Annotated in this window: 23 protein-coding genes; 11 read left to right on the forward strand and 12 right to left on the reverse strand. The window is 61.6% G+C overall.

Going from position 1 to position 26,276, the window contains the following annotated elements; all coding sequences use genetic code 11:
- Window positions 1–155 precede the first annotated feature (155 nt).
- Complete coding sequence (locus tag Q4Q11_RS10230) at window positions 156–821, reverse strand: S24 family peptidase (RefSeq protein ID WP_112506499.1); 666 nt, start codon at window positions 819–821, stop codon at window positions 156–158.
- Between the two features lie 139 nt (window positions 822–960).
- A complete protein-coding gene (locus Q4Q11_RS10235; protein ID WP_112506782.1) occupies window positions 961–1,389 on the reverse strand; it encodes a hypothetical protein in 429 nt (142 codons plus the stop codon).
- Window positions 1,390–1,494: 105 nt separating this feature from the next.
- Here Q4Q11_RS10235 and Q4Q11_RS10240 point away from each other — a divergent pair, with 105 nt between their 5' ends.
- Window positions 1,495–1,851: a DUF952 domain-containing protein gene (locus Q4Q11_RS10240; protein WP_112506502.1), complete on the forward strand. Its 357-nt coding sequence runs from the start codon at window positions 1,495–1,497 to the stop codon at window positions 1,849–1,851.
- On the forward strand, window positions 1,848–2,936 hold the full coding sequence (locus Q4Q11_RS10245) for a quinone-dependent dihydroorotate dehydrogenase (RefSeq protein WP_498569419.1): 1,089 nt from the start codon (window positions 1,848–1,850) through the stop codon (window positions 2,934–2,936). The genes Q4Q11_RS10240 and Q4Q11_RS10245 overlap by 4 nt, the downstream gene beginning before the upstream one ends.
- Here Q4Q11_RS10245 and Q4Q11_RS10250 read toward each other — a convergent pair.
- The 3 genes from Q4Q11_RS10250 to Q4Q11_RS10260 are packed head-to-tail and all read right to left on the reverse strand — an operon-like array spanning window position 2,912 to window position 5,049.
- Window positions 2,912–4,261 (reverse strand): MATE family efflux transporter, encoded by a 1,350-nt coding sequence (locus Q4Q11_RS10250; protein ID WP_498569420.1) that lies wholly within the window; start codon window positions 4,259–4,261, stop codon window positions 2,912–2,914. The genes Q4Q11_RS10245 and Q4Q11_RS10250 overlap by 25 nt on opposite strands.
- Before the next feature lie 16 nt (window positions 4,262–4,277).
- The gene (locus tag Q4Q11_RS10255) at window positions 4,278–4,781 is read right to left on the reverse strand and encodes a CAP domain-containing protein (protein WP_112506511.1); all 504 of its coding nucleotides are present in this window, start codon (window positions 4,779–4,781) and stop codon (window positions 4,278–4,280) included.
- Between the two features lies 1 nt (window position 4,782).
- Entirely contained in the window at window positions 4,783–5,049 is a 267-nt protein-coding gene (locus Q4Q11_RS10260; RefSeq protein WP_112506514.1) for a DUF6460 domain-containing protein, read from the reverse strand.
- Window positions 5,050–5,215: 166 nt separating this feature from the next.
- On the opposite strand from Q4Q11_RS10260, the gene Q4Q11_RS10265 reads away from it, so the two are divergent.
- Both Q4Q11_RS10265 and Q4Q11_RS10270 read left to right on the forward strand, forming a co-directional pair.
- Window positions 5,216–6,160 carry a class I SAM-dependent methyltransferase gene (locus Q4Q11_RS10265; RefSeq protein WP_498569421.1) on the forward strand — a complete coding sequence of 315 codons (945 nt, stop codon included), beginning with the start codon at window positions 5,216–5,218 and terminating at the stop codon, window positions 6,158–6,160.
- Between the two features lie 107 nt (window positions 6,161–6,267).
- Entirely contained in the window at window positions 6,268–6,903 is a 636-nt protein-coding gene (locus Q4Q11_RS10270) for a YitT family protein (RefSeq protein WP_498569422.1), read from the forward strand.
- A gap of 9 nt (window positions 6,904–6,912) precedes the next feature.
- Here Q4Q11_RS10270 and Q4Q11_RS10275 read toward each other — a convergent pair whose 3' ends face one another.
- Entirely contained in the window at window positions 6,913–7,104 is a 192-nt protein-coding gene (locus Q4Q11_RS10275) for a DUF2735 domain-containing protein (RefSeq protein WP_498569423.1), read from the reverse strand.
- Between the two features lie 443 nt (window positions 7,105–7,547).
- On the opposite strand from Q4Q11_RS10275, the gene Q4Q11_RS10280 reads away from it, so the two are divergent.
- Entirely contained in the window at window positions 7,548–8,588 is a 1,041-nt protein-coding gene (locus tag Q4Q11_RS10280; RefSeq protein WP_095433900.1) for a glutamine synthetase beta-grasp domain-containing protein, read from the forward strand.
- Between the two features lie 312 nt (window positions 8,589–8,900).
- Here Q4Q11_RS10280 and Q4Q11_RS10285 read toward each other — a convergent pair whose 3' ends face one another.
- On the reverse strand, window positions 8,901–9,362 hold the full coding sequence (locus Q4Q11_RS10285) for a carboxymuconolactone decarboxylase family protein (protein WP_112506528.1): 462 nt from the start codon (window positions 9,360–9,362) through the stop codon (window positions 8,901–8,903).
- A 31-nt stretch (window positions 9,363–9,393) separates the two neighbouring features.
- Entirely contained in the window at window positions 9,394–9,897 is a 504-nt protein-coding gene (locus Q4Q11_RS10290; protein ID WP_498569424.1) for an RrF2 family transcriptional regulator, read from the reverse strand.
- A gap of 375 nt (window positions 9,898–10,272) precedes the next feature.
- Here Q4Q11_RS10290 and Q4Q11_RS10295 point away from each other — a divergent pair, with 375 nt between their 5' ends.
- Both Q4Q11_RS10295 and pdeM read left to right on the forward strand, forming a co-directional pair.
- Window positions 10,273–12,783, forward strand: a complete 2,511-nt coding sequence (locus tag Q4Q11_RS10295) for a ligase-associated DNA damage response DEXH box helicase (protein WP_498569442.1) — start codon at window positions 10,273–10,275, stop codon at window positions 12,781–12,783.
- Between the two features lie 41 nt (window positions 12,784–12,824).
- Complete coding sequence (gene pdeM / locus Q4Q11_RS10300; RefSeq protein ID WP_498569425.1) at window positions 12,825–13,562, forward strand: ligase-associated DNA damage response endonuclease PdeM; 738 nt, start codon at window positions 12,825–12,827, stop codon at window positions 13,560–13,562.
- On the opposite strand, the gene Q4Q11_RS10305 is transcribed toward pdeM, so the two are convergent.
- The gene (locus Q4Q11_RS10305) at window positions 13,559–14,119 is read right to left on the reverse strand and encodes a dihydrofolate reductase family protein (RefSeq protein ID WP_113213916.1); all 561 of its coding nucleotides are present in this window, start codon (window positions 14,117–14,119) and stop codon (window positions 13,559–13,561) included. The two genes, pdeM and Q4Q11_RS10305, sit on opposite strands and share 4 nt — an antisense overlap.
- A 110-nt stretch (window positions 14,120–14,229) precedes the next feature.
- On the opposite strand from Q4Q11_RS10305, the gene Q4Q11_RS10310 reads away from it, so the two are divergent.
- Window positions 14,230–14,733 (forward strand): winged helix-turn-helix transcriptional regulator, encoded by a 504-nt coding sequence (locus tag Q4Q11_RS10310; protein WP_498569426.1) that lies wholly within the window; start codon window positions 14,230–14,232, stop codon window positions 14,731–14,733.
- Here Q4Q11_RS10310 and Q4Q11_RS10315 read toward each other — a convergent pair whose 3' ends face one another.
- The 3 genes from Q4Q11_RS10315 to Q4Q11_RS10325 form a co-directional block, all read right to left on the reverse strand.
- Window positions 14,734–15,543 carry a TIGR02186 family protein gene (locus tag Q4Q11_RS10315; RefSeq protein WP_113213914.1) on the reverse strand — a complete coding sequence of 270 codons (810 nt, stop codon included), beginning with the start codon at window positions 15,541–15,543 and terminating at the stop codon, window positions 14,734–14,736.
- Complete coding sequence (locus Q4Q11_RS10320; protein WP_112506786.1) at window positions 15,540–16,463, reverse strand: sulfite exporter TauE/SafE family protein; 924 nt, start codon at window positions 16,461–16,463, stop codon at window positions 15,540–15,542. Before Q4Q11_RS10320 ends, Q4Q11_RS10315 begins: the two co-directional genes overlap by 4 nt.
- 292 nt (window positions 16,464–16,755) lie before the next feature.
- Entirely contained in the window at window positions 16,756–20,439 is a 3,684-nt protein-coding gene (locus Q4Q11_RS10325) for a peptidoglycan-binding protein (RefSeq protein WP_498569427.1), read from the reverse strand.
- A 480-nt stretch (window positions 20,440–20,919) separates the two neighbouring features.
- Here Q4Q11_RS10325 and Q4Q11_RS10330 point away from each other — a divergent pair, with 480 nt between their 5' ends.
- From Q4Q11_RS10330 to Q4Q11_RS10340, 3 genes are read left to right on the forward strand one after another with little or no spacing between them, the layout of a single operon-like run.
- Window positions 20,920–22,716, forward strand: coding sequence for an acyl-CoA dehydrogenase C-terminal domain-containing protein (locus Q4Q11_RS10330; RefSeq protein WP_498569428.1), 1,797 nt, complete (start codon window positions 20,920–20,922; stop codon window positions 22,714–22,716).
- A gap of 35 nt (window positions 22,717–22,751) precedes the next feature.
- A complete protein-coding gene (locus Q4Q11_RS10335) occupies window positions 22,752–23,960 on the forward strand; it encodes an acetyl-CoA C-acetyltransferase (RefSeq protein ID WP_498569429.1) in 1,209 nt (402 codons plus the stop codon).
- 14 nt (window positions 23,961–23,974) lie between these two features.
- A complete protein-coding gene (locus Q4Q11_RS10340) occupies window positions 23,975–26,185 on the forward strand; it encodes a 3-hydroxyacyl-CoA dehydrogenase NAD-binding domain-containing protein (protein WP_498569430.1) in 2,211 nt (736 codons plus the stop codon).
- Window positions 26,186–26,276: the final 91 nt, after the last annotated feature.

The raw sequence follows: 26,276 nt of genomic DNA on the forward strand, positions 1-26,276 counted from the left end.
GGATCGGCCTCGGCCGTGGTGGCGTTATGGTCCCGGCGGGGCAGGCTGAAGCCATGCTCACCGAGCTGTATAGCGACGAGGGTCAACCAAGAACCGACGATCGCGCCTGCCACACCTGCAAGCCAAATATCACGACGCATAACGAGAAAACTTTCCTATTGGCTGGCCCATATGATCCGGGCAATCCATTCCACATCCGCAAGGTCGAAGCTGCGGTTGGGGTGTTCCGGGTTGAGCGACAGGAGCTCTATCGACTTCGCGCTCTGCCGCAGCAGGACCTTCGCCATGACTTCGCCCTCTCGGGTCTTCACAACGACACGGTCGTTTTTTCTGATCTGAGCGCCTGGCTCGACGATCAGAATATCGCCGTCGCGATAGAGCGGCAACATGCTTTCGCCCTGCACCTCGAGCGCATAGGCGCCCGCCCTTTGCCCGGCGGCAACGGGAAATTCTACCATGTCCCAGCCCTGGCCGGCGGGGAAGCCGCCGTCATCGAAGAAACCGCCGGCGCCCGCCTGGGCGAAGCCGATCAGCGGGATGGAGTTCCCGGGCGGCAGGATTCCTTTCACGAGTGCCGCGCCTGGCGGTTCGGCCGGGCGGATGAAACTGAGGAACTGCTCGAGACTTGCGCCGGTCGCATCCAGAATCTTGGCGATCGATTCCGTTGATGGCCAGCGCAGGCGTCCATCCTGGCCCAACCGCTTGGATTTGTTGAAAGAGGTGGCGTCGAGACCGGCGCGGCGGGCGAGGCCGGAAGCGGTCAAGGCATGCCGCTCGGCAAGCCGGTCGATCGCACCCCATATCTGCTCGTGTGACAGCATCGCCGCTCGGTATCCGCGCCGGCTCGCCCGGCACTCTGCTCTTTAGAAAAGGTTAACCGAGGCATTTTGGCGAGTAAAGACCGGCATAGGAATACGGTCCTTTATCCCCGTGCTTTCATCGTGCGGCCTTTTGCCGGCCTCAGGTCTTTTGCGGCTGCGGCTTGACGTCCGGCTGCTCGTTCTGGAATTCCTTCGCCATGCCCATGAAGCCGCGCATGAATTTCTGCATGATGCCGAGCGTGCGGTCGACATCGGCATCGCTAGGCAGGCTGGAGCCCTTGTTTGCGGCGACTGTCTTTTCCAGTTTCGTCACGCGGTCGGACAGGCGATCCAGCTCGTCGTCATAGGCGCTGCGCTCGTCGGCGGCCATGCGGCAGACAAGATTGCCGCTCTGGTCCTGGCAGATGGACATGGCGCCGGTCTGCTTGTCCAAGCGGATGAAATGATCGCCGCTGCGCTCCAGCTGAAAGCGCGTGGTATCCGGCTCTGCCGCAAGCGCCGGTATGGAGAGAAGAAAAGCAGCGGGCACAAGCATGGCTGCAAGGCCGAATTTCAGTTCCTTCGTCATGTCATCCTCCGGATTTTCTGCGTTAAATCCCAAATCCATCACGGAAAGCGTGGACATCGGCCGATGTTTTCGTGCAAAGCCCTATCAGGACAGCTTTACAGAGGGATGATGACCGCCATGCCAGTGGTTTACAAGATCGTGCCGGACGCGCTCTGGCAGCAAGCCAGACAAACCGGCGTTTTTCATGGCGCGGCGATCGATCTGACCGACGGCTATATTCATCTCTCCACCGCGAAACAGGCAAAAAAAACCGCCGAACTCTATTTCGCGGGGCAAACCGGCCTGCTGCTGGTGGCGGTCGACGGCGATGCCCTTGGAGACAAGTTGCTCTTCGAACCCTCACGCGGCGGCGATCTCTTCCCGCATCTCTATGCGCCGTTGCCGCTTTCGGCCGTGCTCTGGGAGAAGCCGCTGCCGATCGGCGACGATGGCGCTCATATCTTTCCGGAGATGCCGGAATGATCGGCGCCTTTCGCGATCTCGGCCGGCGCGGCCTGTTCCTGTTCGATCCGGAAACTGCCCATGGCATGTCGATAGCGGTATTGAAATCCGGCCTCATACCAGCCTGCCGCGTAAGCGCCGATCCGCGTCTGCGCCAGACCGTGGCCGGCCTCGATCTTGCCAATCCGATCGGCATGGCTGCCGGCTATGACAAGAATGCCGAAGTGCCGGAGGCGCTGCTGAAGCTCGGTTTCGGCTTTACCGAGATCGGTACGGTCACACCGAAGGCGCAGCCCGGCAACCCGCGCCCGCGCATCTTCCGCTTGGTCGAGGACGAAGGCGTCATCAACCGCCTCGGCTTCAACAACGAGGGCCACGAGGCTGCATTCCAGCGGCTGAAAGCAATCCGCGGCAACGGCATCATCGGCGTCAACATTGGCGCCAACAAGGACAGCGCCGACCGCATCGCCGATTACGTCGCCGGCATCCGCCGTTTCTATTCGGTTGCGCGTTATTTCACCGCCAACATCTCCTCGCCCAATACGCCGGGCCTGCGCGATCTGCAAGGGCGCGAAAGCCTGTCCGCTCTGCTGTCGGCTGTGCTCGCCGCTCGCGAGGAAGAGGCGGCGAAGGCCGGCAAGCGCATTCCCGTCTTTCTCAAGATCGCACCGGATCTGACGGAGGAAGGCATGGACGATATCGCCGCGGAAGCGCTGTCGCATGGCCTGGATGGCCTGATCGTCTCCAACACCACGCTGTCGCGTGATGGGCTGAAGGATCAGCGGCAGGCCAAGGAAGCGGGCGGCCTTTCCGGCAAGCCTGTCTTTGAAAAATCGACCACGGTGCTCGCCAAGATGCGTCGCCGCGTTGGTTCAGCGCTGCCGATCATCGGCGTTGGCGGCGTGTCGTCCGCGGAAACGGCGCTTGAGAAGATCAAGGCCGGTGCCGATCTCGTCCAGCTTTATTCCTGCATGGTCTATGAAGGGCCGGGTTTGCCGGCACAGATCGTTTCCGGCCTGTCGAAGCTGCTCGACCGCGAGCGTGCCGGATCGATCCGAGACCTGCGCGATGCCAAGCTGGATTACTGGGCGAACCGGAACGTCTGATCCGCCCGCTTCTTCAGGCCCATGGCCAGGAAGATGCCGCGAAACAGCAGGAAGGCGTTCATGGCCATCCACAGGCCATGATTGCCGAGTGTCGGCACGAAAACGGCAAGCGCCATGACGTATCCGCCGAAAGACAGCAGCATCTTGTTGCGCATCTCGCGCGACCAAGTGGCGCCGATGAAGACCCCGTCCATCAGGAAGGCGAGCGCGCCGGTCAGCCCGGTAATGGCTGCCCATGGCAGATAGGTTCCGGCTGTCACTCGGACCTCTTCCGACGTGGTCAGCAGGCGGATCAAGGCCGGCCCGGCGGTGAAGAAGAAGATCGCGGCGGCAAGCGCCAGCCCGAAGGACCAGAGCGCAGTCAGCTTCAACCCGCGCTCGAAGGCTGGCCGGTAATTGGCGCCGATCGAGCGGCCGGTGATCTGTTCGGCCGCGTTTGCCAGCCCGTCGAGATAATAGCCAGATAACAAAAAGAAGTTCATCAGCACGGCATTGGCGGCCAGCATGACGGCGCCGAAGCTGTTGCCGATGCGCGTCATCAGCGTGAAGGCGCCGATGAGCACGAAGGTGCGGATGAGGATATCGCGGTTGAGCGCGAAGAGCTGCGTGAGCTTGGTGCGCGAGAACAATTCTGCGCGCGCCGGCCTTTCTTCGCCGGCAAAGCTGCGCAGCACGATAGCAAGCCCCAGCAGCATGCCGCTCGCTTCGCCGATCAGCGTGCCCCAGGCGACGCCGGCCACACCCCAGCCGAGCCAGAGACCGAGCAGGATGGCGAGCACGATATTGACGCCGTTGATGACGGTCTGCAGCAGGAGCCCGATGCGGCCCTGACCGCGGCCGAGCACGAAGCCGAGCAGCGCGTAATTGGCAAGCGCCGCCGGTCCCGACAGCATGCGGATGGAGAAATAGGTGCGCGTCGCATCGGCAATGCCGCCTTGCGGTCCCATCAGCTCGATGCCAAGCCAGAGCAGAAGTGGCGACATGAGGACGATCACGATGCCGCAGCCGAGCGCCGAGATCATGGCGCGCCAGAAGACGGCCTGTTGCTCGTGCCTATCGTGGCGGCCATAGGCCTGGGCGGTCAGTCCCGTCGTCGAAGCGCGCAGGAAGTTGAAGCTCGCAAAGAGAAGGTCGAACAGCACCGCGCCGATTGCGAGCCCCGCCAGCGCATCCGGCTGGCCGAGATGGCCGACGACTGCGGTATCGACGAGGCCGAGCAGCGGCGTCGTCATGAAGCCGAGCGTCATCGGAAGCGCGATCGACAGCACCAGCCGATGCGTCACGTCGAAGGGCCGAACCTTTCCGCTCTCCTGCCGGACATCCATATTACCTTGCGCCTCCTCAATCCGAGGAAAGCACCATGGACCAATAGGGCCTGCCACCGGAAGAGGGATCATAGGCGAGGGCGACGCCAAGCCCGTCATATTTGCCGAGCATGTTGTGCAAATGCTTCGGCGAATTGATCCAGGCCGTCACCGCGGCATTCACGTCGCTCTGACCCTCGGCAATGTTCTCGGCGGCCGGCAGCTTGACGCCGCTTGCCTTGACGCGCTTGCCGAAATCGTCGCCGATGCCGATCAGATGCTCCATCTTGCGGGCATCCGCCATGCGCCGCGCCTGGTAGATGGCGGCGGCACTGGCGGCCCCGTCGATCTTCAAGGGCGGCAGGCCGTTCCTGGCGCGCAGCGCATTGACGAGCGGCAGGGCGGAGGCGGTCTGATCGCTGGCCGGCGTGTTGGAAACATGGGTCGGCGGTGTGGCGCAGCTTGCGACGGATGCCGTGAGCGCAAGAGCGGCGAGGCGCAGCGTATCGCGGCGCGTCAAGGTCAGTGTCTGGGAGGTCATGTCAGCTGCGGTAGTTGAACAAACGAAGTATGATGAAGATCGGAATGACGATGGAGGCGCCGAGCAGCACGTAGTCGCCGAACTCGCCGAGAGCTGCGAAGCCGGTGTGCCAGAGATCGAGCAGGAAGCGGCGGACGCCATTGAGGAAATCGAGCGGCCGCCAGCCGAAGAACTTCATCACGAAGCCGACGACGAGCGACACGATGACGAGCTTCACCAGCGTTCGGCCCGGCGAGTCGCCGAGGAATCTGTTCACCTGATCGGACATGCTGACGTCTCCATGATGGCAGTCGGTCGGTGTTGAGATAGGGCCGGCACCTGCGACTCGCAAGCACTTTTGGCCGGCACGCATCTCAAACTAGCGTCTGCCTGAAATAGGACTTGAGTTTTTTTATGGCCGCGTTCAAAGGCGAGCGTCAAACAGGAAAAAACCCATGCTGCCAAGCCAGCTTTCCTCCGGCGATGTCATCGCCGACCGCCGTGCCGATTATGCGAAGATGCTTGCCGAAAGCGGAGAGCCTGCGAGCGCCGCCGAGCTGATGGAGCAGGCGCTGGAGCTGGCGCCGCGCTGGGCGGCAGGCTGGTTCACGCTCGCGACCTATCGCGAAAAGGCCGGCGATCAGCCGGGCGCGATCGCCGCGCTGAACGAGGTGCTGGCGCTTGACGAGGGCGATGTCTTCGGCGCCCGCCTGAAGCTTGCGGTGCTCGGCGGTGCCGACGTGCCGGACCGGCCGCCCAGCCTCTATGTCGAGCGATTGTTCGACGATTATGCCGATCGCTTCGAAACCTCGCTTCTCGAAAAGCTCGGCTATATTGTGCCCGGCAAGCTTGCGGCGCTGATTGCAAAAACGGCCGATATCCCGAAACATTTCCGTATCGCCATCGATCTCGGCTGCGGCACGGGCCTGCTCGGACCCGAAATCCGCGCAACGGTCGATCGGCTGGAAGGTTACGATCTGTCGAAAGGTATGCTCGCCAAGGCGGCGGAGAAGCATGTCTACGATCATCTCGGCCAGGCCGACCTGTCGCTGGAGCCGGATCTATCAGGTGTGTTTGAGGCAGGACTTGCCGCCGGCCGGGCGGATCTGGTCACCGCCGCCGACGTGCTGATGTATCTCGGCAACCTTCAAGGCGTGATGGCGATCGTGGCGAAGCTTGCGGCCGAGGGCGCAGTCTTTGCCTTTTCCGTTGAGGATGCCGGGCAGGCGGATGGCTACATACTGCGCGATTCGCTGCGCTTTGCCCATTCGGAAGCCTATGTCAGGGAAGCTTTGGCCGATCACGGTTTCATCGTGCTGGATCTCGCGCGCAGCGTCATTCGCATGGATGGCGGAAAACCGGTCCACGGCATTCTGTTCATTACGCGGAAATCGGCCTGACGATTTCGAATCTTGCGAATTTCAAATAGGTCAGTATTGCTTACGTATTTTCGCTTGATTGTTGTCGGAGCTTTCAGCAAAAAGCCTTGAAACACAGGGGAAAGCACATGGCGAACGCGAAGAGCGCATTTGGCGTCTGGAATACATCCGCGACCCGGCATTCATGGGTCGAGGACGTTCAAGGCATCCTGACCGGGAGCCTGATTTCGTCGCTCGGGCTGTTCTGTCTTTCAAGCGCCGGTCTTCTTACGGGCAGCACCGCCGGCATCGCCTTTCTCTTGCATTACGCGATCGGTGTGAACTTCGGCCTGGCCTTCTTCGTGGTCAATCTGCCGTTCTTCTATCTGTCGCTGAAGCAGCTCGGCCCGGTCTTCACCGTCAAGACCTTCATCGCCATCACGCTGACCTCGCTGCTCACCAACCTGCAGCCGCTGCTCTTCGATGTCGCGCATATCAATGCGCTATGGTCGGCGGTCCTCGGCGGCATTCTTCTCGGCTTCGGCCTGCTCGCGCTCTATCGCCATCGCGCCAGCCTCGGCGGCGTCGGTATTCTGGGGATCTATCTGCAGGAGCGTTTTGGCATCAGAGCAGGGCTGGTGCAGCTGGCAATCGACCTATGCGTGCTCGCAGTCGCTTTTGCGGTGACCACGCCTCCGGTAGTCATCTGCTCGGTGATCGGCGCGATCGCGCTCAATCTCTTCGTGGCGATCAATCATCGCTCGGATCGCTATATAGCGCTGTGAGGCTGAAGCCTATTGTTTGCGCGTCTCGTCGGATTCGACGATCGCAGCTTCGTGATACCAGCTGTCGAAGGCGGCCGTCGCGATAGTCGGGCCGATATCCGGGGTAAGGTTCACCTTCGGGCGCTGGCTCACCGCCGTGGAGCGGGCCGTAACGGAAAACTGATAGATCTTTGCGGTTTCGTGCCGAGTACCAATTGCCATTCGTGTCTCTCCCTTTTTGGTGTTCAAGCGGATGCGCTTCAAGAGACAACTCATATATAGCAGGGCCGAAGGCGAATATCACCATTTCGCTTAAAAAAAATGCTAAATGATGAAATTGTAGGCAATTAGAAGATGGTGCGGCTAATGCCGTTTCTTTGATCTGCTGATTTTCCGATCCATTTTTAAGCCCGCGCGCCTGCGACATCTTGGCAATTCGATTGGAGCCGTGGGCCGCGATTTGAAAAAGAATCCGATAGTTGACGCCCGAATTCTCGTCCGAATATGCCTGAATCGTAAAAATCTCGTTCGGTGGACGCGATATCGATGCGATCTGGCACGGCACATGCATCTCTCTTGGCAGCCGTTCGTAGTGAGGGATTTTCCGGCGGGCGCGCCGGCCAAGTTTTTCCTACTTCGCCTGATTAACTGTTATGAGGTGCGTAATGACGAAATATAAGCTCGAGTACATCTGGCTCGACGGGTACACCCCGGTACCGAACCTGCGCGGTAAAACGCAGATCAAGGAATTCGACGCATTTCCGACGCTCGAGCAGCTTCCGCTTTGGGGCTTCGACGGTTCGTCGACGATGCAGGCCGAAGGCCGCAGCTCCGATTGCGTGCTGAAGCCGGTCGCGATCTATCCGGACCCGGCCCGTACCAACGGCGCTCTCGTCATGTGCGAAGTCATGATGCCGGATGGTGTCACCCCGCACGAATCCAACAGCCGCGCGACCATCCTCGACGATGAAGACGCATGGTTCGGCTTCGAGCAGGAATACTTCTTCTACAAGGACGGCCGTCCGCTCGGCTTCCCGGAATCCGGCTATCCGGCTCCGCAAGGCCCGTATTACACCGGCGTCGGCTACAAGAACGTCGGCGACGTCGCCCGTGAGATCGTTGAAGAGCACCTCGACCTTTGCCTCGAAGCAGGCATCAACCACGAAGGCATCAACGCCGAAGTGGCGAAGGGTCAATGGGAATTCCAGATTTTCGGCAAGGGCTCCAAGAAGGCTGCCGACCAGATCTGGATGGCACGCTACCTGCTGCTGCGCCTTTGCGAAAAGTACGGCATCGACATCGAGTTCCATTGCAAGCCGCTCGGCGATACCGACTGGAACGGCTCGGGCATGCACTGCAACTTCTCGACAAAGTTCATGCGCGAAGTCGGCGGCAAGGCCTATTTCGAAGCGCTGATGGCTCAGTTCGACAAGAACCTCGAAGCCCATATCGCCGTCTACGGCCCGGACAACCACATGCGCCTGACCGGCAAGCATGAAACGGCTCCGTGGAACAAGTTCAGCTACGGCGTTGCCGACCGCGGCGCTTCGATCCGCGTTCCGCACTCGTTCATCAAGAACGACTATAAGGGCTACCTCGAAGATCGTCGCCCGAACTCGCAAGGCGACCCCTACCAGATCGCTTCGCAGGTACTGAAGACCATCTCAGAAGTTCCGACGGCTGGTTTCGGCTCGGTTGCTGCCTAAGTATTGAGTATGGCGTCGGTCTTCTGGATCGACGCCATAATTGTATCTGGGGATATGATTTGAGGATTGACCGCAGCTTTTGATCTCGTTGCCTGTGCGGCACCCCCCTCTGTCACTGTCGTGACATCTCCCCCACAAGGGGGGAGATTGGTCACCCGCAGTATTGTCATCGTAAAATAACAGGCATCGTATCTCTTGAACGATCGTGCCTTACTTTGCGGAACCAACGATGCGCCCCAACGATCTCCCCCCTTGTGGGGGAGATGTCACGAAGTGACAGAGGGGGACTCTCCGGCAATCGCATCTATCTCGTCAAGCAGCCTTGCTTGCCGCATCCACCGGGTGCTGCGAACGGAAGCCGACGGCGAGGCGGTTCCAAATGTTGATCGTGCCGATCGCAACGGTGATCTTGACGATCTCTTCTTCGCTGAAATGCTGCTTCAGCGGCTCGAAATCGGCATCCGGAATGCCGGTCTGGGCAATCTTGGTCACCGAGTCGACCCAGCGGAGCAGGGCGCGTTCGCGGTCGTCGTAGACAGGCGATTCCCACCAGACGCACATCAGGTTGATCCACTGTTCACTGAGCCCATCGTGGCGGGCTTCCTTTGAATGCATGTCGACGCAGTAGGCGCAGCCATTGATCTGCGAGGCGCGAAGCTTGATCAGGTGAATGAAACGGCGTTCGAGGCCGCTGCTCTGAACGAAGTTCTCCAGCGCGGATACGGCCTTGTAGGAGTCGGGGGAGGCTTTGGCGAAGTTGAAACGCGGATGCATGGGTCTTCTCCTTGGGTTTAAAGCTTGAGGTTCAGTTTCTAGTCTTGCGTTCATGAAGTGCCAGAAAGGCGCAGCCTCTCGCGGCTATGCCACCGTCCGTGTCCGTCTGCTGAAGATCTGTCAGCACGTCGGCGATAGTTGTCTTTGCCAATTCGGCCCGATAGACGCGCTCTGCGGCCAGCATGGCGGCATTGATGCCGCAGGGCTTGGCGAAGTAGCGCCCCTCGAGCGGGTTCGGACCGCGCTGGCGGATTTCCGCGCAGCGGAAAGCGGGCGCGGGGCCTTCAGCCGCCAGCACGATATCGAGAAGGGTGATCTCCTCCGGCTTGCGCGCCAGCCGGTAGCCGCCCTTCGGCCCCGGCACGGTATCGAGAATGCCGGCGCCCGAAAGCGCCTGCAGATGCTTCAGAAGATAGCTGACAGAGACACCGTGAAACTCGGCGAGCGCCGCCGCCGAAAGCACGCCGCCATCCGAAAGGCCAGCCAGCATGCCAACGCAATGGATGGATTGTTCGACGCCGTCTCCGAGCTTCATCTTCGTGCCTTCCTAATCATGGATATTTTTTATCCGCGATTATGATGAGAGTCAAGACCCTTTAAGTTGGGCTGTGGTAAGGTGAGGTCGGAATATGCCGTGCGTTCGATACCCCCCTCTGTCGCTGTCGTGACATCTCCCCCACAAGAGGGGAGATCGTTTGGAGTATGCCGCTGCACCTCGGCCAGCATCGGGCTTCTGTTTCCGCAGACGCAAAGATTATTTAAGGCAGGCAGGCGCCACAAATTACCGATCTCCCCTCTTGTGGGGGAGATGTCACGAAGGGACAGAGAGGGGTGCACACTCTCGAAGAACACCAAAGTCAACGATACGCCCCCGCTTCTCATCCGCCGCATATCCATTACATTGAACCCCGTGGACCAGATCGACGCGCAGCATCCCCTTACTTTACCTGCCCCCTTCACCCGCTGGTTTGCGGAAAAGGGCTGGCAGCCGCGTGCCCATCAGCTGGAGCTGCTGGCGCGCGCCGAAGCCGGCGAAAGCACGCTGCTGATTGCGCCCACTGGTGCTGGCAAGACGCTTGCCGGTTTCCTGCCGTCGCTCACCGATCTCACCCGGCGCGGCAAGATCCCGCCAGGCTCGGCCTTCACCGGCATCCACACACTCTATATTTCGCCGCTGAAGGCGCTGGCGGTCGATATCGAGCGCAACCTGATGAAGCCCGTGTCGGAAATGGGCCTGCCTGTCACAGTCGAGAACCGTACCGGCGATACGCCAAGCGGCAAGCGCCAGCGGCAGAAGCTCAATCCGCCCGATATTCTGCTGACGACGCCGGAGCAGGTGGCGCTCTTGCTCGCCAATCGCGAGGCCGAGCGTTTCTTCAAGGATCTGAAATACATCGTCTTCGACGAGCTGCATTCGCTCGTCACCTCCAAGCGCGGCCATATGCTGTCGCTCGGCCTTGCCCGCATCCGCAAGCTGGCGCCCCGCGTGCAGACCATCGGTCTGTCAGCGACGGTCGCCGATCCCATGGACCTGCAGAAATGGCTGGTGGCGCAGCGGCCGGGGGAAGAGTGCCATTCCGGCCTCGTCATTGTCGAGGGCGGCGCCAAGCCCGATATCTCGATCCTTGCGACGGAAGAGCGCATCCCCTGGTCCGGCCACTCCGCCAAATATGCCATCCCCGATATCTATCGCGAGCTGAAGGCGCATCGCACGACGCTGCTTTTCGTCAACACTCGGTCGCAGGCCGAAATGCTGTTCCAAGAGCTGTGGTCGGCCAATGACGACAACCTGCCAATCGCCCTGCATCACGGCTCGCTCGATGTCGGTCAGCGCCGCAAGGTGGAGGCGGCCATGGCGGAAAACCGGCTGCGCGCTGTCGTCGCCACATCGACGCTCGATCTCGGCATAGACTGGGGCGACGTCGATCTTGTCATCCATGTCGGTGCGCCGAAAGGTGCAAGCCGCCTTGCCCAGCGCATCGGCCGCGCCAACCACCGCATGGACGAGCCGTCGAAGGCGATCCTGGTGCCGGCCAACCGCTTCGAAGTCATGGAATGCCAGGGAGCGCTGGATGCCAATTATACCGGCGCGCAGGATACGCCACCCATCGGCGCAGGAGCGCTCGACGTTCTCGCCCAGCATGTGCTCGGCATGGCCTGCGCCGAACCCTTCGACATGCTGGAGCTTTATGACGAGGTTCAGAGCGCCGCTCCCTATGCCGAGCTTTCCTGGGAGACCTTCGAGCGCATCGTCGATTTCGTCGCGACCGGCGGCTATGCGCTCAGAACCTACGAGCGCTATGCCCGCATCCGCAAGATGGCGGATGGCCGCTGGCGCGTCTCCAATCCGCAGGTCGCCCAGCAATACCGGCTGAATCTCGGCACCATCGTCGAAGAGGCGATGCTGAATATCCGCATGGTGAAACGCAATGCGCTGGGTTCGCTCGGAAGAGGCGGCGCGCCGCTCGGCAAGGTCGAGGAATATTTCGTCGAGCAATTGGCTCCTGGCGATACTTTCCTCTTTTCCGGCAAGGTGCTGCGTTTCGAGGGTATCCGCGAAAGCGAATGCCTGGCCTCGCAGGCCTTCTCGCTGGACCCGAAAATTCCCTCCTATGCCGGCGGCAAGTTTCCGCTCTCGACCTACCTTGCCGATCAGGTGCGGACGATGATTGCCGATCCCGACCGGCGGCGGCGCCTGCCGGATCAGGTGCGGGATTGGCTGGAAATTCAAAAAGAGAAGTCGCTGCTGCCGAAGCGAGACGAGTTTCTGATCGAGACCTTTCCACGCGGCAGCCGCGCCTATCTGGTCGCCTATCCTTTCGAGGGCAGGCTGGCGCACCAGACGCTCGGCATGCTCCTGACCCGAAGGCTCGAGCGCGTCGGCGCCAAGCCCATGGGCTTCGTCGCGACCGATTATTCCCTCGGCATCTGGGGTCTGGAGGATATGGGGCTGATGATCGCCAACGGCCGTCTCAGCCTCTCCGATCTCTTCGACGAGGATATGCTCGGCGACGATCTCGAAGCGTGGCTTGACGAATCCTTCCTGCTGAAGCGTACCTTCCGCAATTGCGCCGTGATTGCCGGCTTGATCGAGCGCCGGCATCCCGGCAAGGAAAAGACCGGCCGCCAGGTGACCGTCTCGGCCGATCTGATCTACGACGTGCTGCGCAGCCACGAGCCCGATCATATCCTGCTGCAGGCGACGAGGCAGGATGCCGCGACCGGGCTTTTGGATATTGGCCGTCTTGCGGATATGCTGAGGCGAATCAAGGGCCATATCACCCATCGGGCGCTCGACCATATTTCCCCGCTCGCCGTGCCGGTGATGCTGGAAATCGGCAAGGTGCCGGTGCCTGGCGAAGCTCATGATTCCCTGCTTGCGGAAGCGGCCGACGATCTGATCCGCGAGGCGATGGAATAGGGGTGCCGCAAAGCAGACGACGAAGGTAGATTGTTAAAGTGATGAACCGCATGGCGCTAGTGCGAGATATAAATGCTCAAGGCAGCGGCGCAGCCAGCGCGTCCGGCGTCGAGACCGTCGTAGAGGGCATTGCTGCCGTCTGCGATCCGCTCGGTGCGCTCTATCTGCCGGATGCCGGCATTCTCGTCGTCTCCGATCTGCATCTGGAAAAGGGAGCCGCCTTCGCCCGTCGCGGCATGCTGCTGCCGCCCTATGATACGCTGGCGACGCTCACTGTCCTTTCCGCCGTCATCTCCCGATACGATCCGAAACTCGTCGTTTCGCTCGGCGACAATTTTCATGATCGCGTCGGTTCGCAACATCTGCCGGAAGAATTTCGCAGCCTTATCGTCAATATGGCCCGCGGCCGCGAATGGATCTGGATCAACGGCAACCACGATCCCGACGGCACGGTCGACCTGCCCGGCCATTCGGTCGACGAGATGCATTATGGCGGACTCACCTTCCGCCACGAACCGAAAGCAGGCCTACAGACAGGCGAAATCGCCGGCCACCTGCACCCCTCGGCCACGGTTCGGCGCCGGGAGAAATCGGTGCGCCGCCCGTGCTTCGCGACGGATGGCGCTCGCCTGCTGATGCCGGCCTTCGGTGTGATGACCGGTGGTCTCGATCTGCGCCACAAGGCCATGGCTGGCCTCTTCGCGCGGGAAAGCCTGATTGCGCATCTGCTTGGCCGCGATCGCATCTACTCCGTCCGGTTTGGCAATCTTTCGGCCTAGGCTGCCTTCGCTGGCTCATAGCGCAGGATCACCGCGCCGGTCTTCAACGGGCGTGAATCGATGAGCTTCATCGGTCGCTGTTCGGTTGTCCGCTTGAAGTGCGGATTGCCGGCGCCGAGCACGACCGGAACGAGGCAGATCCTGAGTTCATCCACAAGCCCCGCCTTGAGCAGCACGTCCGTCACCTCGGCGCTGCCGAAGACGAACATGGTCTTGCCGGGTTCCTGCTTCAGCTTTTTCACTTCGGCAACAACGTCGCTGACGACGCGGGTATTGTTCCACTCCGCCTTATCAAGCGTCCGCGAGGCGGCGATCTTGGCGATGCCGTTCATATAGGCGGCAATCTCGGGCGCTTCCGTTGCGGTCGGCCAATAGGCGGCCATGCCCTCATAGGTCTTGCGGCCGAAGATCAGCAGATCGCCTTCCTTGCCGAGCTCGGTCGCGTAGTGTTCCAGCTCATCACCCCAGGCGAGCATGTGAAAATCGAGGTCCCAGGGCTTGGTTCCCTCGAAATAGCCGTCGAGCGTCATGAGATTCCAGACAACGAGCTTCCTCATCACTTCCTCCATTGTGATAACCATGTCGTAATCAAAACTGGTTGCTAAAAGCAATCGGTTGCAAGCTAGCTGCACTGATGGCAAAATGCAAGTGGTTTTTGGAGATCATCATGGACGCACTGCATCGTTCCGGCTGCCCGATCAATCTGACGCTGGAAATTCTCGGCGACCGCTGGAGCCTGATCGTCATCAGGGACATCATGTTCGGCAATCGCCGGCATTTTCGTGAACTGCTGCAGAATTCCGAGGAGGGCATTGCTTCCAACATCCTCGCGGACCGTCTGAAGCGGCTGGTCGAACGGGGCCTCCTGACCCGGAACGATGATCCGACCCACAAGCAGAAGGCCGTCTACAGCCTAACGGAAATGGCGATCGATCTTGTGCCGCTGTTTGCCCATATGGGCGCCTGGGGCCGCAAGCATCTTCCGGTATCGGAGAAGCTGTCGATCCGCGCCGAGCTTCTGGAAGACGGCGGCCAAAAGCTCTGGGAGGATTTCATGGAGGAGCTGCGCGCCAAGCATCTCGGCAAGGCGCTTCCGCCCGACACACCTTCGGTGCTTGGCCGGTTGACCGAGGCCTATCTCGAGGTCGTCAATCGCCGGGAAGGCGGCTGATCAGCTCTTCCGGAACATGAAGCTTGCACCCCATCCGGTAACGAGAGCCAGCAATACGGAAAACACGCCATAGCTGATCGGCTGCTGATGCGCCGCATCCGTGATCATTTGCTCTATGCCTGTCTTGATGACGCGCAGCGGCAGGGATTTCTCGCTCAGGAACTTGCCGCTCTTGAAGAGGTAGGCGCGGACGGTGTGTACACCGTTCGGCACGTTGGCGGGAATCCTGAGGGTCGCCTTGAAAAGCGAGGAGCTGACGAAGCGCACTCCCGCCGGGTCGCTTTCGTAGAGGCCGCCTGCCGACTGCAACCGCCGGAAAGCCTGCCGGAATTCCGGCACATCGCCGACATTGCCGACGAAGCCGAGCGGGGTGAGGGGAATATGATCGACGCCGATGCCGCGATCGCTGAGTTCGAGCGGTGTGGTGATGTTGTCGACGGCGCGCGTGCTCGACAGCGAATAGGCTTCCGGCACATGTTCGAACGTCATCGAGCGGGTGTTGACCCAGATGCCGAAGACGCGCTCCTTCCTGCGAACCGTGGCATTCTCGCGCGGGCCGTCCAGCACGACGACGATATCGTATTGGCCGATCGCCAGAAGCAGTTGATCGGTATTGGAAAGGGCGCCGAAAATCGTAAGGTCGGCGCCGGCGAAATCCGAGGTGATGGCGATCTCGCTCGTCGAGGTGCCGATTTCCATCGTCTCGCGCGCCGTCGTCGAGGTTGTCGGCTGATCGAGCAGTACCTGCGCCTGTGCGGAGAGCGGTAAAAACAAAAGCGTGGCAGCAAGGAGCAGTCCGGACCCTCTCATCGGCTCACCCCTTCCATGATGACGGAATAGACGTCCGCAGGCGTGACTACGAGAGTGATGACGAGGCGAAGGCCGACGGCCAGAACGAGGAGGCCGAGGAGCGCCCGCAATTGTTCGCCGCGCAGCTTCTGGCCGACGCGAACGCCGTATTGTGCACCGACGACGCCGGCCACCATCAGCAGGAAGGCCAGGATGATATCGACGGAATAGTTGGTGGCTGCCTGAACGATTGTCGTGAAGGCCGTCACGAAGATGACCTGGAACAGCGAAGTGCCGACGACGACGTTTGTGGGCACGCGCAGCAGGTAGATCATGGCAGGCACGAGGATGAAGCCGCCGCCGATGCCCATCGGCGTCAGCATGCCGACGAAGAAGCCGAGGCCTATCACCGGAATGGCGCTGAGATAGAGCTTGGATTTCTTGAACCGCAGCTTCAGCGGCAGGCGCTGCACCCAGTTGTGATGGCGCGGCTTGGCGGCTGCCGGCGGCAGCTTGCCCGCCGCCCGGCGCATGGCACGTATGCTCTCCCACAGCATGAGGCTGCCCACTGTGCCGAGCAGAACCACGTAGATCAGAGAGATGATCAGGTCGATCTGGCCGAGCCTGCGCAAAAGCACGAACAGCCAGAGGCCGAATGTTGCCCCCGCCAGACCGCCGGCAAGGAGGATCGTACCCAGTTTCAGGTCGAGCGAGCCGCGGCGAAAATGGCTGAGCGCGCCGGAAACCGAGGAGGCAACGACCTGATTGGCGCCGGTGGCGACTGCTACAACGGGTGGGATATTGTAGAAGATCAGAAGCGGTGTGATCAGGAAGCCGCCGCCGACACCGAACATGCCGGACAGAAATCCTACGGCTGTGCCCATGCCGAGAATGATGAGGATATTCACCGACAGTTCTGCGATCGGCAGATAGATCGTCACGCCTTGTTCCCGTTTGAGGCCTTTCGGCACGATGACCGAAGCCTATTTTCCCCTTAAACGGCGGATTCTAATCTGAAATCATTGCCAGAGCCTTAGGAAAAGCCGCCCTGCATCAGTTTTGGAATGGCCAGCCATACTCTAACCCGTTTTTTTCCGCTTTTCTGTGACGTTGTCTTGCGGAGTAAGCAGGAACGGCGGCACCAGGCGGGGCCGGTCAGTCCCCGCTCAACAAAATGCCGGCGCAATTGCGCCGGCATTTTCGATGGATCGCTTTCCGCGGGAACCCTGAGGTTTACTTGTTGCGGGCGAGCAGTTCCTTTACGACTTGATCGGTCACCCGTCCATCCGTTGGCAGGCCCACCGACTTCTGGAAGCTCTTCAGAGCGGCGACCGTCTTTTCGCCCATGGTTCCATCCGGTGCGCCGGCATCGAAACCATTCTTGTTGAGAATGGCCTGAATGTTGCGGATGGCCTTCTTCATGTCAATCGAGGCCGTGTTCACACCCTTTCCGGTGGTCCATTCATCGGGGATGTCGGTGCCGTTGGCCTTTGGGTCGGCAGCCTGTACTTTCCAGAGGTCGACCTTGGCGCGGGCGCCTTCGAGATCGGCCGGCTTCATGGCATTGGCGACTTCATCACGCTTCTGGGCGGCATCCTTGTCGCCGCTCTTTGCGGCGATCGCGAACCATTTATAGGATTCCTGCAGATCCTGCTTCACGCCGTTGCCGCGCGCATAGAGGATCGCGAGGTTGAACTGGCTGTCGGAAACGCCGAGATTGGCGGCGCGGATAAACCAGTTTGCGGCCGTATCGTAGTCCTGTGGTCCGGCCGCGCCCGAAGCGAAGAGGACGGCGAGATTGTGCATGGCGCTGGCGTTGCCCTGATTGGCGGCCTGCTCGTAATATTGCTTGGCCTTGACGAGATCGCGATCGACGCCATTGCCCTTCTCGTACATGCTGGCAAGGCGATACTGTGCGGGCGCATAGCCCTTGTCGGCCGAGAGCTGGTACCAGCTTGCAGCCTGCTTCATGTCGGCGGCAACGCCGCGGCCATCCGTATAGCGTGCGCCGATCTCGAAGAGCGCAACCGGGTCGGCCGACTTGGCTGCAGAGACGAGCGACGGCGGCTGGATGCCATCGGGCACAGTGATGTCTGGCGCTGCCGGGGTGGCGGCGGGTGCGGTCGCGGCCGCCGGGTTGGTCTGGACAAAGGCTTCTGTCTGCTGTGCAGGTGCGGCGCTGCCGGCAGGAATCAAGGTCTCGCCTGCCGCCTGGTCTCCGCCGAGCGGAGCCGCCGTCGTCAGGTGATCGCCTGCCGGTGCGGTGGCGGGGCTGGCCGGCGCCGTTGCATGCCCGGCTTCTGCTGCGCCCGTTGGGGAAACCGCTGGTGTTGCGGTTTGGCTCGCAGCAGGCTGCTGATTGCTGTCGGATGAGGCCGTGTTGCCGGCGGCACTGGTGGTTGCGGCACCGCCAGAAGCCGGCGCCGTCGCCGAGATGGCTGCGGGGACCGGTGCCTTCTGGCCGCGCGTCAGCGCGTTCGCCAGCGGATAGGCCATGATGGCGAGCACGACGGCGCCTATCGCAAGCAGGATCGGCCGGCGGAAGCGTGAGAACACGCCACCTTGTTTCGCGTCCTTCCTGGAGGCCGGCGCCGAGCGCTGCGTCAGGTCGACTTCCATAGCTGCCGCCTGGGCGGCGCGCCGGGCCGCGGCGATATAGTCGGCCCGTTCGTTTTCGGTCGGCTGGCGGGCATTTCCGTTGCGGGAGGCATTCTGGCTCGCACGCACGCGCTCCAGGATCTTCTTGATGTCGGGTGCGCCGGAGCCTGGCTCCAGCAGCTCGTTGGCCTCTTCGCCGGGCAGTACGTCAGCTGGATCGATCGACGGCGCCTGCTCGATCACGGGGCGGTCCGGCAGAAAGATCGGCTCTGCTTTTTCCGGGGTGAAGAAACGTTTGCCGATGCTCACGAACAGGCTGGTCTTGCCGCTCTTCTTGGCTGCAGCCTTGATTTCAGCCTTCGTGTTGGCGTCGATCGCCTGTGCGACCGCGACTTCGGAGGCGACCGTGGATTCGGCGGGTGCAACCGTGCGGATGATCGGGCCAGCCTTCTGCTGCTGCACAGCCATCGGCGGTTTTATGGCCGGCATATCCTCTTCGGCGAAGACGTCGCTTTCGAAGCTCGCGACGGGCATGGCCGGCGCGGGCTTGCGATGCTCCATGTGGTCGAGCCGGTCGGCGATCTGCAGCAGCGTATCGTGCAGGGCCTCGAAGGTGCGGTGTGTGCGTTCGTCGCTGGCGCGGCTGATATCCTCCAGGTGGCGAAGGTCTTCGGCAAGCGCCGTCAGTGCGGACATGTCGGCCGCCTGTACGCCATTGCCCATCGCGCCTTCGCGCGAATAAGCCTCGACGACGGTTTCCGCCGCATGGCGTGCCGCCTCGATGATATATTCGTCGTTGGTTGCCATGTAGTCTTCGATCGCGCTCATCCGGCGGTCGAAATCGGCCGGCAAGTGATCGGCGGCAGCCCGTGGTTCGTGCGTCAGCAATGTCGAGAGATGGGCGATCTGCTCTTCGAGATTGCGCAGTGCCTGCGTATCCGTGGGCGGTGCGGCCGTGCTGGCTTCAAGCCGTGCGGCAATGTCGGAGAGGCGTCCTTCCAGGCGCCGCACCATGCCGTCGTCAATGCTGGCGGCCGGGACCGGCGGGTGGAAATCCATCTCGTCGATGCGGCGGGCGAGATAATCCAGACGGTCCGCCAGCACATTGCCGACAGACCCGTGTTCGAGCGCATCGATCTTGTGGGAGATGTCGGCGAGATAGGTAACGAGCTCGGGCTGCGGCGCAGCCTTCTGCGAGCGTTCCATCAGGTGCGAAAGCTGGTCCAGGCGTTCTTCCAGTCGGGCGACGGCCTTGGCGCTGCCCAGCTCATCGATGCGCATGGCGAGCGCCTCGAGACGGCCGGAAAGATCGTCGGCCGGCAGACGGCGCGCTGAGTCGCGGTGCATCAGATCGATCTGGTCGGCAAGGCCGCTCAAGCGACCTTCCAGCCGCTGCATCGCCTGATCCTGCGGCTGCATCATGGAGCCGAGGCTCTCCATCGCGGTCGCGATCGTCAGCAGCTTGTTTTCCAGCGCATGCACGGCCGGACTGTCGTTCATGCCGCCGAGATGCTGCTTGATGTCATCGAGACGATAGGCGAGGGAGACGAGCTCGTCCTGCAGGCCCGCCGTATCGATCGCTTTAACCTGGCGCCCCACATGATGCAGGGATTCTTCGCGGGCGAGGCCGTCCATCAGCGAGCGCAGCTCGTCGAACTCGGCTTTCAGGCCGGCGGTCTCCGGCTGGCCGGCGAGCTGGTTGATGCTGTCGGCAAGCCGCGCCATGTCCTCGCGCACATCGGCGACGAAATGCTTGTCCTGAGTGTTCTCGCGGATATCGCGGATTTCGGCGCGCAAGGCGTTGACTTCGCGGGTCACACTCTCGGCGATGTCGCGCTTGAGATCCTGACGAAGGTTCACGAGCGCCTGGGCGATGTCGACCGGCGCTTCGGCGGCGGCCCGCACCGGCTGGCGCTGGGAATAGCTGTCGATCGGGCGTCGTGCCGGCTGCGGCTCGGCATGCACGATTTCCTCGCGGCGCGCCTGCAGACGCTCGCGGTTTGCTTCAAGCGCGCGCTGGCGCTGACGGATCTCGGCGAGCGGATCGGGACGGGGATCGATGTCCTGGCGCTCGCCGCGCAGGGGACGTTCGTAGGGGCGGCTGGCATATGGCTCCCGTTCCGGGCGAGGCGGCATCCGCTCCGGCGCAGCGGCTCGCTCGGGCGCATGGCCGACGGCGACGCGCTGGCGCGTGTCGCGCGAAGCGGCAGTGCCCATCAGCCCCTCTATGCGCGCCTCCAGCCCCTCGATCGTGCGGCTCAAGGCATCCAGCGATGTCCAGTCGCCCGTGCCTGCAGGATTTGATCGCGATCCGCTCATATCTTTTGCTCGCCTCGAACTATCGACCGCCCCGGGCCGTTATGCTGACGAAAGAAGGACATTGCCGCATCACTGCGCTGTCCGCATTCCGCCGTTCGGAAAGGGATAAATGTATTGGCTTTCCTCAAACCGAGCTGCAAAGACAGCGCGCCATCAAAGGATAAATTGAAGAAGCGCGAAGCACTGCTGCTCAACTCGTACAATTTACGAAACGTGGTAAACAACTCGTTAAGTTTGACGGAAGTCTTAACCTTTTATTTCGGTTCTGCTGTCCGAAGCCTCGATATTCTTGCGAGCAGGCCCCGCCGGGAAGATGCCGGTGAGAGGTTTACATCGCCTGCGTACCTGGAGCCCCGGTCGCCTCACCAAAATTTCAGCCTGCGGCGCGAATTTGACGTTTACGCAAACGTCAATTTTTTGTAAGACTAAGCCAGCGGCCGGAATCTCAAGGTCCGGCGGCGAATTGGAGGGATTCGAGAAATGCCAGTCTACAAGGCCCCGGTGAACGATACGCTCTTCGTCCTGAACGATGTGCTCGGGCTGGAGCGCTACAACAATCTTCCGGGTTATGCCGATGCCACCCCCGACATGATCGAGGCGATCGTCGGCGAGGCCGCCAAGTTGGCGGAGGAAGTGCTCTTCCCGCTCAATTATTCCGGCGATCAGGAAGGTTGCGTACGCCATGACGACGGCACGGTCTCGACGCCGAAGGGCTTCAAGGAAGCTTATCGCGCCTATCGCGAAGGTGGCTGGCTGGGTCTCGCCGTGCCGGAGGAATTCGGCGGGCAGGGACTTCCTTACGTGCTGCACTGCGCCGTCGGCGAATATACCTCCGCCGCCAACATGTCGCTGATGATGTATCCAGGCCTGACGCAGGGCGCGATCGCCGCCATCCTCGTGCACGGCTCCGACGCGCAGAAAAAGACCTATCTGCCTAACATGGTCGAGGGTACCTGGTCTGGCACCATGAACCTTACCGAACCGCACTGCGGCACCGATCTCGGCCTGCTGCGCACCAAGGCGGTCCCGCAAGCGGACGGCAGCTACAAAATATCGGGCCAGAAGATCTTCATCTCCGCCGGCGAGCATGACATGACGGACAATATCGTCCATCTCGTCCTCGCCCGCATCGAAGGTGCGCCCGAAGGCACCAAGGGCATTTCGCTGTTCATTGTGCCGAAGTTCCTCGTCAAGGAGGATGGTTCGCTTGGTGATCGCAATCCGGTCTCCTGCGGCGCGATTGAGCAGAAGATGGGCATCCATGGCAATGCCACCTGCGTCATGAACTATGATGAGGCCACGGGCTTCCTGATCGGCGCCGAGAACAAGGGCCTCAACGCCATGTTCGTCATGATGAACGAGGCCCGCCTCGCCGTCGGCCTGCAGGGCGTGTCGATTGCCGAGATCGCCTATCAGAATGCCGCCAACTATGCTCGCGAGCGCATTCAGGGCCGTTCGCTCACCGGCCCGAAGGTACCGGACAAAAAGGCGGACCCGATCATCGTCCATCCCGATATCCGCCGCGCGTTGATGACCATCCGCGCCTTCAACGAGGCCGGCCGCGCCTTTCTGCTCTGGACAGCGCTGAAATCCGATATCGCCCATCGCTCTCCGGACGAGAATGACCGGCAGGCGGCCGACGATATCCTGGGTCTTGTGACGCCGATCCTCAAGGGCGTCATGTCCGACAAGGGCTTCGAACACGCCGTCATGGCGCAGCAGATCTTCGGCGGCCACGGCTATATCGAGGAACACGGCATGAGCCAGTATGTCCGCGATGCCCGCATCGCCATGATCTACGAGGGCGCCAACGGTATCCAGGCGCTCGATCTTGTCGGCCGCAAGCTGGCGCAGAACGGCGGCCGCGCCGTCATGGCTCTCTTCAAGGAGATCGGCGATTTCTGCGAGGAGAACCGCAACGACGAGCGGATGGCCTTCTTCACCAAGCATCTGAAGAAGGGCTTGAACGATGTGCAGGCCGCGACCATGTGGTTCATGCAGAACGCCATGGCCAAGCCCGACAATGCCGGCGCCGGCTCGACCGATTACATGCACCTCTTCGGCCTCGTCGTCCTGGGCTATATGTGGGCGAAGATGGCCAAGGCGGCGCAGGCAGGTATTGCGGCTGGCGACAGCGCGCGCGAGGACTATCTGAAGAACAAGCTTGTCACGGCGCGATTCTATATGGAGCGCATCATGCCGGAAACGGCACTCCGCAAAGCGCGCATCGAAACCGGCGCCGACACGATGATGGAACTGGCGGCGGAAGCCTTTTGAGCAAGGCGGCGTTAGCTGCTGCAGGGAGATGAGACATGACCGAGGTTTTCATTTACGACCACGTGCGCACGCCGCGCGGGCGCGGCAAGAAGGATGGGTCGCTGCATGAAGTGCCGTCCGTGCGCCTTGCTGCCAAGACGCTGGAGGCACTGCGCGACCGCAACGGCCTCGACACCGAAACGGTTGACGACATCATCATGGGCTGCGTCGATCCTGTCATGGAAGCCGGCGCCGTCATCCCGAGAGGTGCCGCCTTCGAGGCAGGCTATTCCACCAAGGCCCCCGGCATGCAGATTTCCCGTTTCTGCGCCTCCGGCCTCGATGCGGTGAATTTCGGTGCGGCCAAAATCGCTCAAGGCGCCGACGATATCGTCATTGCCGGCGGTGTCGAAAGCATGTCGCGCGTCGGTCTTGGCATGTCCGGCGGTGCATGGTTCATGGACCCCTCCGTCAACTTCCCGGCCTATTTCATGCCGCAGGGCGTATCGGCCGATCTCATCGCCACCAAATACGGCTTCTCCCGCGATGATGTCGACGCCTATGCCGTCGAGAGCCAGAAGCGCGCCGCCAATGCCTGGGAGAAGGGCTATTTCAAGAATTCGGTCATTCCGGTGAAGGATATCAACGGCCTGACCATTCTCGACCGTGATGAGCATATGCGTCCCGGCACGGACATGCAGGCGCTCGCCTCGCTCAATCCTTCGTTCCAGCTGCCGGGCGAGATGGGCGGCTTCGAGGCCGTCGGTATTCAGGCGCATCCGGAAGTCGAGCGCATCAACTACGTCCATCATGCCGGTAACTCCTCCGGCATCGTCGATGGCGCCGCCGCCGTGCTGCTCGGCTCCAAGGCGGGCGGTGAGAGCATGGGCTTGAAGCCGCGCGGCCGCATCAAGGCTTTCGCCAATATCGGCTCCGACCCGGCACTGATGCTGACCGGCCCGGTCGATGTTACCGAAAAGCTCCTGAAGCGCACCGGCATGACGCTCGCCGATATCGATCTCTTCGAGCTGAACGAAGCTTTCGCCGCCGTCGTGCTGCGCTACATGCAGGCTTTCGAGATTCCGCATGACAAGATCAACGTCAATGGCGGCGCGATTGCCATGGGCCATCCGCTCGGCGCAACCGGCGCGATGATCCTCGGCACCGTGCTGGACGAGCTGGAACGCCGCGATCTCAACACTGCACTGGTCACGCTCTGCATCGGAGCCGGCATGGGCACCGCCACGATCGTCGAACGCGTCTGAGGGGGAGGAAACCAATGGCTTATACGAATTTCACCGTCGAAACCGACGCAGACGGCATTGCGCTCGTCACCTGGGACATGCCCGGCAAGTCCATGAACGTTTTCACCGCCGAGATCCTGGAAGAGCTGAACGCCATCGTCGACGCCACCGTCGCCGATGCGAGCGTCAAGGGTGTCGTCTTCACCTCGGGCAAATCCTCCTTCTCCGGCGGCGCCGATCTGTCGATGATCAAGTCGATGTTCTCCTTCTATCAGGAGGAGAAGGCGAAGGACCCGGCTGCGGCCGCGAAGAAGCTCTTCGATCTTGTCGGCCGCATGACCGGCCTGTTCCGCAAGCTCGAAACCTGCGGCAAGCCGTGGGTGTCGGCGATCAACGGCACCTGCATGGGCGGCGCTTTCGAGCTGTCGCTCGCCTGCCATGGCCGCGTCGCATCGAGCGCCAAGAGCGTCAAGATCGCGCTGCCCGAGGTCAAGGTCGGCATCTTCCCCGGGGCCGGCGGCACGCAGCGCGTCTCGCGTCTGGCGGATGCGCAATCCGCCCTGCAGATGATGACGACCGGCCAGTCGCTGACGGCGGCGCGTGCCAAGGCGATGAATCTCGTGCATCAGGTGGTCGAGCCGGATCAGCTGATCCCCGCCGCCAAGCAGATGATCAAGGATGGCCTGAAGCCGGTTGCCCCCTGGGACGAGAAGGGCTTCAAGGCACCGGGCGGCGGCATCTGGACGCCGGCTTCCGCCCAGCTCTGGCCGGCGGCACCCGCCATCCTGCGCCGCGAGACGGCGGGCAATTATCCGGCGGCACTCGCCATTCTCAAATGCGTCTATGAAGGCCTGCAGGTTCCCTTCGATACCGGTCTGAAGATCGAGCAGCGTTATTTCACCCATGTGCTGCAGACCACCGAAGCCTATTCGATGATCCGCTCGCTGTTCATCTCCATGCAGGAACTCGGCAAGGGCGCGCGCCGTCCGGCCGGGCAGCCGAAGACGGAGCTGAAGAAAGTCGGCGTCGTCGGCGCCGGCTTCATGGGCGCCTCCATCGCCTACGTCACCGCGGCCGCCGGTATCCCGGTCACGCTCATCGACCGCGACATCGAAGCCGCGATCAAGGGCAAGGGCGTCGGCGAAGGGCTGGTCAAGGATTCGATCGGTAAGGGAAGGCTGACGCAGGACGAGGGCGCGGCCCTTCTGTCCCGCATTACGCCCTCGGCCGATTACGCCGACCTGAAGGATGCCGATCTCGTCATCGAGGCTGTGTTCGAGGATCGCGAGGTCAAGAAGGCCGTCATCGGGGCCGTCGAAGCGGTGCTGCCCGCCGGCGCGGTCTTCGCCTCCAACACCTCGACGCTGCCGATCACGGGCCTTGCGAAAAACTCCAAGCGCCCGGCCGATTTCATCGGTGTGCACTTCTTCTCGCCTGTGGAGAAGATGATGCTGACCGAAGTCATTCTCGGCAAGGAAACTGGCGATCATGCGCTGGCCGTTGCGCTCGACTATGTCGCGGCGATCAAGAAGACGCCGATCGTCGTCAACGACACGCGCGGTTTCTTCGTCAATCGCTGCGTCTTCCGCTACATCCACGAAGCCTATGACATGCTGATCGAAGGCGTGCCTGCTGCGATGATCGAGAATGCCGCCAAGATGGCCGGCATGCCGGTCGGACCGCTGGCGCTGAACGACGAAGTCGCCATCGACCTCTCCTACAAGATCCTGAAGGCGACGGTTGCCGATCTTGGCGAGAGGGCTGTCGATCCGCGTCACATGCAGCTGATCAGCGGTCTCGTCGAAAGCGAGGGGCGCCTGGGCCGGAAGAACTCGGAGGGCTTTTACGATTATCCGCCGAAACCGGCGAAGAAATCGCTCTGGCCAGGCCTCAAGGATCTCTATCCGCAGAAGAAGGCCGATGATGTCGATGTCAACGTGCTGAAGCAGCGCTTCCTCGTCACCATCGCGCTGGAAGCTGCCCGCACCATCGAAGAAGGCATCGTCACCGATCCGCGTGAGGCCGATGTCGGCTCCATCCTCGGCTTCGGCTTTGCCCCCTATACCGGTGGCGCGCTGTCCTATATCGACGGCATGGGCGTGAAGGCTTTTGTGGAACTCTGCGAAAAGCTGGCCGCCGCCTATGGCTCGCATTTCCAGCCGACGGCGCTGTTGAAGGACATGGCCGCAAAGGACGAAACCTTCTATGGGCGCTTCGATCCCTACCGGGTCGCGAAGGCGGCGTGAGCCAACAAATCGTTGCTGACGACAAATAATGGGCCGCTCCTGTCGGGAGCGGCCCATTTCATTCGTCCTCTGCTTGAGTTCATCAAACCGA

Source organism: Rhizobium sp. UFLA01-1127, assembly GCF_059803845.1.

Coding starts and splice junctions, on each gene's coding strand:
- Q4Q11_RS10230 (WP_112506499.1), bottom strand. CDS start 821: ATGCTGTCACACGAGCAGATATGGGGTGCGATCGACCGGCTTGCCGAG.
- Q4Q11_RS10235 (WP_112506782.1), bottom strand. CDS start 1,389: ATGACGAAGGAACTGAAATTCGGCCTTGCAGCCATGCTTGTGCCCGCT.
- Q4Q11_RS10240 (WP_112506502.1), top strand. CDS start 1,495: ATGATGACCGCCATGCCAGTGGTTTACAAGATCGTGCCGGACGCGCTC.
- Q4Q11_RS10245 (WP_498569419.1), top strand. CDS start 1,848: ATGATCGGCGCCTTTCGCGATCTCGGCCGGCGCGGCCTGTTCCTGTTC.
- Q4Q11_RS10250 (WP_498569420.1), bottom strand. CDS start 4,261: ATGGATGTCCGGCAGGAGAGCGGAAAGGTTCGGCCCTTCGACGTGACG.
- Q4Q11_RS10255 (WP_112506511.1), bottom strand. CDS start 4,781: ATGACCTCCCAGACACTGACCTTGACGCGCCGCGATACGCTGCGCCTC.
- Q4Q11_RS10260 (WP_112506514.1), bottom strand. CDS start 5,049: ATGTCCGATCAGGTGAACAGATTCCTCGGCGACTCGCCGGGCCGAACG.
- Q4Q11_RS10265 (WP_498569421.1), top strand. CDS start 5,216: ATGCTGCCAAGCCAGCTTTCCTCCGGCGATGTCATCGCCGACCGCCGT.
- Q4Q11_RS10270 (WP_498569422.1), top strand. CDS start 6,268: ATGGCGAACGCGAAGAGCGCATTTGGCGTCTGGAATACATCCGCGACC.
- Q4Q11_RS10275 (WP_498569423.1), bottom strand. CDS start 7,104: ATGGCAATTGGTACTCGGCACGAAACCGCAAAGATCTATCAGTTTTCC.
- Q4Q11_RS10280 (WP_095433900.1), top strand. CDS start 7,548: ATGACGAAATATAAGCTCGAGTACATCTGGCTCGACGGGTACACCCCG.
- Q4Q11_RS10285 (WP_112506528.1), bottom strand. CDS start 9,362: ATGCATCCGCGTTTCAACTTCGCCAAAGCCTCCCCCGACTCCTACAAG.
- Q4Q11_RS10290 (WP_498569424.1), bottom strand. CDS start 9,897: ATGAAGCTCGGAGACGGCGTCGAACAATCCATCCATTGCGTTGGCATG.
- pdeM (WP_498569425.1), top strand. CDS start 12,825: ATGAACCGCATGGCGCTAGTGCGAGATATAAATGCTCAAGGCAGCGGC.
- Q4Q11_RS10305 (WP_113213916.1), bottom strand. CDS start 14,119: ATGAGGAAGCTCGTTGTCTGGAATCTCATGACGCTCGACGGCTATTTC.
- Q4Q11_RS10310 (WP_498569426.1), top strand. CDS start 14,230: ATGGACGCACTGCATCGTTCCGGCTGCCCGATCAATCTGACGCTGGAA.
- Q4Q11_RS10315 (WP_113213914.1), bottom strand. CDS start 15,543: ATGAGAGGGTCCGGACTGCTCCTTGCTGCCACGCTTTTGTTTTTACCG.
- Q4Q11_RS10325 (WP_498569427.1), bottom strand. CDS start 20,439: ATGAGCGGATCGCGATCAAATCCTGCAGGCACGGGCGACTGGACATCG.
- Q4Q11_RS10330 (WP_498569428.1), top strand. CDS start 20,920: ATGCCAGTCTACAAGGCCCCGGTGAACGATACGCTCTTCGTCCTGAAC.
- Q4Q11_RS10335 (WP_498569429.1), top strand. CDS start 22,752: ATGACCGAGGTTTTCATTTACGACCACGTGCGCACGCCGCGCGGGCGC.
- Q4Q11_RS10340 (WP_498569430.1), top strand. CDS start 23,975: ATGGCTTATACGAATTTCACCGTCGAAACCGACGCAGACGGCATTGCG.